This is a genomic window from Deinococcus rhizophilus (assembly GCF_030271215.1).
GTDB lineage: Bacteria > Deinococcota > Deinococci > Deinococcales > Deinococcaceae > Deinococcus > Deinococcus rhizophilus.
This window is the reverse complement of sequence record NZ_JASNGB010000146.1, coordinates 1-7,408: the sequence shown is the minus strand read 5'-3', so window position 1 is coordinate 7,408 and position 7,408 is coordinate 1. Positions and strand designations below refer to the sequence as shown.

The window sequence follows — 7,408 nt, the reverse complement described above, 5'->3', positions numbered from 1 at the left end:
GGCTCCCGCTGGACGCCGAGGTCTCGCGGCTCGACACCGGGCCGGGGGGCGCGCGCAAACTGGCCTCGCTGGGGCTGCACACCGTGCGGGACGTGCTGCACGCCTACCCCCACCGCCACGAGGACCGCCGGGCGCTGCCGGACCTCGCGGAGGTCGAGGAGGGCCAGAAGGTCACGGTCGAGGGCACGGTGATCGCCAGGAGCCGCCGCAAGCCGAGGCCGGGCATGCTGATCCTGGACGTGACGCTGGAAACGCCCTCGGGCGGGCGGGTCAAGGCGTCGTGGTTCAACCAGCCGTGGGTGGAGCGGCAGCTGAGGGAGGGAGCGCGGCTGGTCCTGACCGGGCGGGTGAAGAAGTTCGGCCGCTCCGTGCAGCTGGGCGTCGAGCATCTGGAGACGGTGGAGGACGCGCGCGAGAGCCTCAGCACCGGGCGGATCGTGGGCGTGTATGACAGCAAAGACGGCATCTCGCAGGAGTTTCTGCGCCGGGCGGCGTTCCGGGCCTTGCAGGCCGCGCCGCCCGACGATTACCTCCCGGCCCACTGGCGGCGCGAACGTGGGCTGACCGACCTGGGGGACGCGCTGTGGGGCATCCACTTTCCGGGGGACGAGGCGCACCTGGAGCGCGGGCTACACCGGCTGCGCTTCGACGAGTACCTCTTTCTGGAACTGCGGATGCTGCTGCAGGGCGAGGACGCCGTGCTGCTGGGCAAGCGGTTTCAGGCGACCTCGGACGATATCGCCCGCTTCGAGTCGGCGCTGCCCTTCTCGTTCACGAACGCGCAGCGGCGGGTGCTGCTGGAGATCACCGACGACATGCGCTCGGAGCGGCAGATGGCGAGGCTGGTGCAGGGGGACGTGGGAAGCGGCAAGACGGCGGTGGCGGCGTGTGCCCTCTACCTCGCCGTGCGCGACGGCTATCAGGGGGCGCTGATGGCCCCGACCGAGATCCTGGCGCGGCAGCACTACGCGAATCTGGTGGGGTACCTGGGCAAACTCGACGTGCGGGTGGGCCTGCTGCTGGGGGCGATGACGCCGAGGCAGAAGCTGGAGATGCAAACGCGCATCGCGGAGGGGGACGTGGACGTGGTCGTGGGCACCCAGGCCCTGATTCAGGAGAACGTGCGCTTCGACAACCTGGGGCTGGCGGTGGTGGACGAGGAACACCGCTTCGGGGTGATGCAGCGGCGCAAGTTGCTTTCCAGCCGCCCCGACGTGCTGGTGATGTCGGCCACGCCGATTCCGCGCAGCCTCGCGCTGACGGCCTACGGGGACCTCGAACTCTCGGTGATCGACGAACTGCCGCCGGGGCGCACCCCGGTCGAGACGAAGCTGATTCAGGACACCCACCGGGCGCAGGCCTACGGCTTCGTGATGCGGCAGATCCGGGAGGGGCGGCAGGCCTTCGTGGTCACCGCGCTGATCGAGGAGAACGAGAATCTGGAGTTGCTGGCGGCCACCCAGCTCGCCGATGACCTGAAGGTGATCCTGCCGGAAGCCCGCACCGAGCTGCTGCACGGCAAGATGACGGCGGCGGAAAAGGAACACGTGATGGACCGCTTCCGCGCCCGCGAGTTCGACGTGCTGGTGTCCACCACCGTGATCGAGGTGGGCGTGGACGTGCCCAACGCGACCGTGATGGTGATCGAGAATGCCGAGCGGTTCGGGCTGGCGCAGCTTCACCAGTTGCGGGGGCGGGTGGGGCGGGGCAGCGCCCAGAGCTACTGCGTGCTGATCGCGGGCGAGCACTCCAGGAAGACCCGGCAAAGGCTCAAGATCATCGAGGGGAGTACCGACGGCTTCGTGATCGCGGAGGCGGACCTGAAGTTGCGCGGCCCCGGCGAGATTCGCGGCACCCGCCAGAGCGGGATTCCCGACCTGCGGCTGGGCGACCTCGCCAGCGACGTGGAGATTATCGAGCAGGCGCGGGCGCTGGCGAAACATATCCTCGCCCATGACCCCCGGCTGGAGCATCCCCGGCTGGGGTATCTGCGCTCGGAATTGCAGAACCGCTCGCAGAGCGTGGCGTTCCGCGAGGTGATTTGATGCGGGAGCGGCTCTCGGACGAGGATTGGGACCGGCTGGGGCAGCTTGAGCGTCCCTATGAGCCGCTCACAGCGCCACAGGCCGAGATGTTCGCTGGGGAGTTGCACGCTGAGGTGAGCGAGGGCCATGTCCTGCACGGTGTAGATGTCCAGTTTCTGGCACGGCGCCTGGGTTACGACGACTTTCTGGCCTACGCGCCTGATCTGGAGGCCCCTTGGGTCAGCGTGCATCTGACTTGGAAGCCGCATGAGCCTCCGCCCTGGCCCTCAAGCTATTTGTATGCCAGCCTGGAAGACTTCCTGGCTGAACGCTGAAGAGCCGTCACGGCCTGCGTCACCGTGACATCCCTGTGACACACGCCCGCTATGCTGGACCCATCAGCACAACCTAACAAGGCGGGCCGGGTGAAGCTCGCCAGGGTGCCGGACGCGGCCGACTTCTCGTGGGGTCGGCCGGTCCTTTTTGGCCGTGCTGTCTTCACGGACGCGGTGTGGAGGCCGGGCGGCTCCCTATGCTGGGGCGTATGACTTTCAACCTGAGCGGACAGACGATGCTGGTGACGGGCGCGACCGGGGGCATCGGCAAGGAGACGGCGCGGGAGCTGGCGCGCATGGGGGCGCGGGTCTTTGTGGTGGGCCGCAACGCCCGGAAGACCGAGGACGCGGCGCGGGAGGTGGGCGCGGCAGGGCACCTCGTGGCGGACCTGTCGGAGATGGGCGAGGTGCGCCGCGCTGCCGCCGAGTTCCGGGAGCGGGAAGGGCGGCTGGACGTGCTGGTGAACAACGCGGGGGCCTTCTATGCCCAGCGGCAGGAAACGCGGGGGGGCACCGAGATGACCTGGGCCCTGAACCACCTCGCCCCCTTCCTGCTGACGCGGGAGCTGCTGCCGCTGCTGCGCGGGTCGCGGCAGGGACGGGTCGTCACCGTATCGTCGGCGGCGCACGCGCAGGGGCGGATGCGCTGGGACGATCCGGAGTTCCGGCGCGGCTACCGGGGCTGGGCCGCGTACGGACAGAGCAAGCTCGCCAACGTGCTGTTCGCCCGCGAACTGGCCCGCCGCGAGCCGGGGCTGCTGAGCAACAGCCTGCATCCGGGGCTGGTCCGCAGCGGCTTCGCGCACAACAACGGCGGGCTGGTCGGCCGGGTGTGGGGGCTGGTGGACCGCTTCGGCATCACGCCGCAGCAGGGGGCACGGACGAGCATCCGCCTCGCCGCCGACCCCTCGCTGCTGCTCAGCGGACGCTACTTCAGCCAGGAAAAAGTGGCGAGGGAAGCGCCCCAGGGCCGCGACGACGCGGCAGCGGCGCGGCTGTGGGCGCTGAGCGAGGAGTACGTGGGGGGGTGAGGGGCGGGGGGGCCTTCCCTCCCCTGGCCCTTACCACACGGCGATGTGCCCGTCCGTGCGGCTCTCGGTGCCGCCCTCGAGCACGCCCGTCTCGGGGTTGCGCCAGATGATCTGGCCGCGGCCGAAGGAGCCGGGGTCGAGTTGCACCCGCAGGTCGTGGCCGCGCGCGAGCAGGGCACGGGCGGCCTGAGCGCCGAGTTCGGGTTCCACTTCCACCGCGCGGCCCTGCAGCCACTGCCAGCGCGGGGCGTCGAGGGCCTGCTGGGGATTCATGCCGTAGCGGACGGTGTTCAGAACGACCTGAAGGTGGCCCTGCGGCTGCATGAAGCCGCCCATCACGCCGAAAGGGCCGACCGGGGTGCCGTCCGTGCGCCCCAGGAAACCGGGGATGATGGTGTGGTAGGGCCGCTTGCCAGGGGCGAGGGCGTTGGGGTGCCCCGGCTGGAGGCTGAAGTTGTGCCCCCGGTTGTGCAGGCCGATCCCGGTGCCGGGCACGACCACACCCGAGCCGAAGCCCATGTAGTTGCTCTGGATCAGGCTGACCATGCCGCCCTCTGCATCGGCAGTGGCGAGGTACACGGTGCCGCCCACGCTCGGAGCGGGAGTGGAGGGGTCGTGGGCGGTGTCGCCCAGGAAGGCACGGTGGGCCGCCGCGTTCCCGGCGCCCAGCAGCCGCTCCACGTCGACCGGGACGTGGCGGGGATCAGCGACGTGAGCGTGGGCGTCCGCGAAGCCGCGTTTCAGGGCCTCGATCTGGAGATGCAGTCCGGCGGGGTCGTCACGGCGATCCGGCAGGTCCAGGCCGCTGAGGACATTCAGGGCGATCAGGGCCGCGATGCCCTGGCCGTTGGGCGGAATCTCGTAGACGCGGTGACCACCGTAGTCGGCGTGGATGGGCGTGACCCACTCCGAGCGGTGGGCGGCAAGGTCGCTGCCGCGCAGCAGGCCGCCGGTGGCCCCGGCGTGGGCGTCGATCCGCCCCGCGAGTTCGCCCTCGTAGAAGGCCGCCCCGTTCGTGGCCCCGATCAGTTCCAGGATGCGGGCGTGGCCCTCGCTGCGCCACAGGGCACCGGGGGCGGGCGTGAAACCGTCGGGGGCGAAGACGCGGAACCATTCCTCCATGACCGGGAGGTTCAGGGTGCGGTAGATGCGGATTGCCCTCGCCCAGCTCGACGCAAGAACGGGCGAGAGGGGGTAGCCCTCGCGGGCGAGGGTGGCGGCGGGGGCCAGGACCTCCGCAAAGGGCAGGCGGCCGAAGCGGGCGTGCAGGTCGGCCCAGCCGCGTACCCCGCCGGGGACCGTGACGGGCGTCCAGCCGTGGCGGGGCATCTCGCCGCCGTGGCGCTCGGCGAGTGCGTCCAGGCTCAGGGCGGCGGGGGCGGCGCCGCTGGCGTTCAGGCCATGGAGTTCGCCCTCCATCCACACCAGCGCAAACAGGTCACCGCCGAGGCCATTGCTGGTGGGCTCCACGACTGTCAGGGCGGCAGCGGTGCCGATGGCGGCGTCAACCGCGTTGCCGCCCCGCTGCAGCAGGCTCTGGCCCACCTGCGCGGCGAGGGGCTGGCTGGTCGCCACCATGCCCCGGCGGGCGTACACCGGGCGGCGAACGGTGGGGAATTCAGGTTGAAAGGTCACGGAAGACAGGCTACGGCAAAAGGCAAAGCCCCGGTCGCCGTGGACCGGGGCCGGGAGGCGGGGACGCGGCTTCAGCGGGCGAGCGCCTCCGCGAGGTCGGCGGGGGTGATGGACAGGGCCTGGGCACCGACGCGGGTGGCGGCGAGCGCTCCGGCGGCGTTGGCGGTGCGGGCGGCCTCGCGCAGGGGCTGGCCGNTTCAGGTTGAAAGGTCACGGAAGACAGGCTACGGCAAAAGGCAAAGCCCCGGTCGCCGTGGACCGGGGCCGGGAGGCGGGGACGCGGCTTCAGCGGGCGAGCGCCTCCGCGAGGTCGGCGGGGGTGATGGACAGGGCCTGGGCACCGACGCGGGTGGCGGCGAGCGCTCCGGCGGCGTTGGCGGTGCGGGCGGCCTCGCGCAGGGGCTGGCCGGTCAGGACCGCGTGGGCGAAGGCGGCGGTGAAGGTGTCCCCGGCGCCGGTCGAGTCCACGACCTTGCCCTGGGGCCTCACCGCGTCCACGAGTTCGGTCTCGGTGGGCGTCCAGACGATGCTTCCCATCTTGCCGACCTTCACGACAACCTGCCGCGCCCCGGCGTCCCCGAGCTGCGCGAGCGCCGCGCTGATGCTGGTCGTGCCCGTCAGGGCCAGCAGCTCGTGCTGGTTGAGCGTGAGGTAATCCGCGCCCGTCACGGTCTCGATCAGGTCGGTGCCCACCTTGTTCACGGCCCCGGTGCCCAGGTCGATAAACACCGGGACGGGCTTTTTTGCCTTGCGGGCCAGCTCGATGGCCGCCAGGGTGTAGTCGCGCTGCGGCCCCTCGGTCAGGCTGTAGGCGCTGACGATCAGGGCGTCACTGCCCTCCACGTCCTTTTTCTTGAGCCGCGCGGGGTCGAGCTGGCGGTTGGCAGCGCCGTGGCTGAGCATGGCCCGCTGACCGTCCTGGGTCTGCATCACCGTGATGGTGCTGGTCAGGTGCTCGGGGTCCTGCTGGACGGCGGCCTGGGACACGCCGCTCTCGCGGACGCTCGCCAGGGCGTACTCGGCGAAGGGGTCCTGGCCCACGCGGGCGGCCAGGGTCACGCTGTGGCCCAGGCGGGCCAGGGTCACGCTGATGGTGCCGCCCGCGCCGCCCGGCTTCATGGTGGCGCGGGTGGGGACGACCTCCTCGCCGGGAGCGGGCAGGTGGTCGAGGTGGTAGAGGTGATCGACGGTCACGTCACCGATGACATAGAACTTCACGGGAAAACCTCCGGGCCACGCCGGGAAGAGGGCGGCCCTGTTGAGCAGTGCGGCCCGCCGGAAAGACCTCGGGGGCAGGGCCGCAGGAAAGCGGGGTTGGCGTGTGAAACGCGGTTCCTACCGTACCACGCCCAGGGCGGTCGCGGCGGCCCGCAAGGTGCCCAGCGGCACGTCCTCGGCGCGGACGTCGGGGCGCAGCCCGGCCACCTCCAGCGCCGCGCCGATGTCGGGAGCCGGGTACCCCGCCAGCCGCAGGTTGTTGCGCAGGGTCTTGCGGCGGTGGTGCAGGGCGGCTTCCACGAAGGCCAGGAAGGCGGGTTCGGGCGCGGGGCGCTCGCGGTCGAAGTCGAGGCGGATCACGCTGCTCGTCACGTCGGGGGCAGGGAAAAAGGCCCCCCTCGGCACGTCGCGGACGTGGCGCACCCGGCCGTGCAGGGCGGCCAGCGCACTCAGGAAGCCGTAGTTGTCCTCGCCGGGATGGGCGGCGAGGCGCCCGCCGACCTCCTTTTGCACCAGCACGGTCGCGGAGAGGATATCCGGCGCCCCCATGAAGCGCGAGAGCAGCACCCCGGTGATGTAGTAGGGCAGGTTGGCGATCACGCGGGTGCCGGGGGGCAGACTGGAATAGTCGAAGTCAAGGGCGTCGCCCCAGACGACCTCCACATCCAGCCCCGCGAGCGTCTCGGTGAGGGCCGGGCGCAGGCGCTCGTCTTTCTCCAGCGCCGTGACCCGCGACCCACGCAGGGCCAGCTCGCGGGTCAGCACGCCGAGGCCGGGGCCGACCTCCAGCACGGGGACGCCCGGCGCGGCGCCGCCCGCCTCGGCGATGGCCCGCAGGATGTTGCCGTCGATCAGGAAATTCTGGCCCAGGCTCTTGGTCGGCCGGAGCCCGTGACGGGCCAGCAGCTCGCGCACGCGGGCCGGGGAGTAGAGGGGCAGGTCGGTGGGGGGGGCAGGGGGGTCGGTCATGGCAGGGGGGCGCTGAGAAGCGGGTCAGTATACTCCGGCCATGAGCGCCGCCGAGCTGCCCGACACCGCCGTTTCCTCCCCCCCCGACTGGCGGGAGTTCGCCCGCGCGGGCGAGTGGCGCCGGGCGCTGGCGGCGGCGCGGCTCTCGGGGCAGGCCGAGACCGCGGGGATGCTGGAGGCGGTCTGCGGGGTGCAG

6 protein-coding genes are annotated in these 7,408 nt (G+C 71.5%); 3 read left to right on the top strand and 3 right to left on the bottom strand.

Going from position 1 to position 7,408, the window contains the following annotated elements:
* The 3 genes from recG to QOL99_RS13075 all read left to right on the top strand — a co-directional run.
* Positions 1 to 2,045: ATP-dependent DNA helicase RecG (gene recG, locus QOL99_RS13085; RefSeq protein ID WP_285524449.1), on the top strand; the 2,045-nt coding region annotated here is incomplete at its 5' end.
* Positions 2,045 to 2,359 (top strand): hypothetical protein, encoded by a 315-nt coding sequence (locus QOL99_RS13080; RefSeq protein WP_285524447.1) that lies wholly within the window; start codon positions 2,045 to 2,047, stop codon positions 2,357 to 2,359. The genes recG and QOL99_RS13080, both read left to right, overlap by 1 nt.
* A 209-nt stretch (positions 2,360 to 2,568) precedes the next feature.
* On the top strand, positions 2,569 to 3,390 hold the full coding sequence (locus tag QOL99_RS13075; RefSeq protein WP_285524445.1) for an SDR family oxidoreductase: 822 nt from the start codon (positions 2,569 to 2,571) through the stop codon (positions 3,388 to 3,390).
* A 30-nt stretch (positions 3,391 to 3,420) separates the two neighbouring features.
* On the opposite strand, the gene QOL99_RS13070 is transcribed toward QOL99_RS13075, so the two are convergent.
* The 3 genes from QOL99_RS13070 to rsmA all read right to left on the bottom strand — a co-directional run bounded on the left by QOL99_RS13070 (position 3,421) and on the right by rsmA (position 7,212).
* Positions 3,421 to 4,968, bottom strand: coding sequence for a gamma-glutamyltransferase family protein (locus QOL99_RS13070; RefSeq protein ID WP_285524451.1), 1,548 nt, complete (start codon positions 4,966 to 4,968; stop codon positions 3,421 to 3,423).
* A gap of 342 nt (positions 4,969 to 5,310) precedes the next feature.
* Complete coding sequence (locus QOL99_RS13065; protein ID WP_285524444.1) at positions 5,311 to 6,243, bottom strand: carbohydrate kinase family protein; 933 nt, start codon at positions 6,241 to 6,243, stop codon at positions 5,311 to 5,313.
* Between the two features lie 117 nt (positions 6,244 to 6,360).
* On the bottom strand, positions 6,361 to 7,212 hold the full coding sequence (gene rsmA, locus QOL99_RS13060) for a 16S rRNA (adenine(1518)-N(6)/adenine(1519)-N(6))-dimethyltransferase RsmA (protein WP_285524442.1): 852 nt from the start codon (positions 7,210 to 7,212) through the stop codon (positions 6,361 to 6,363).
* Positions 7,213 to 7,408: the final 196 nt, after the last annotated feature.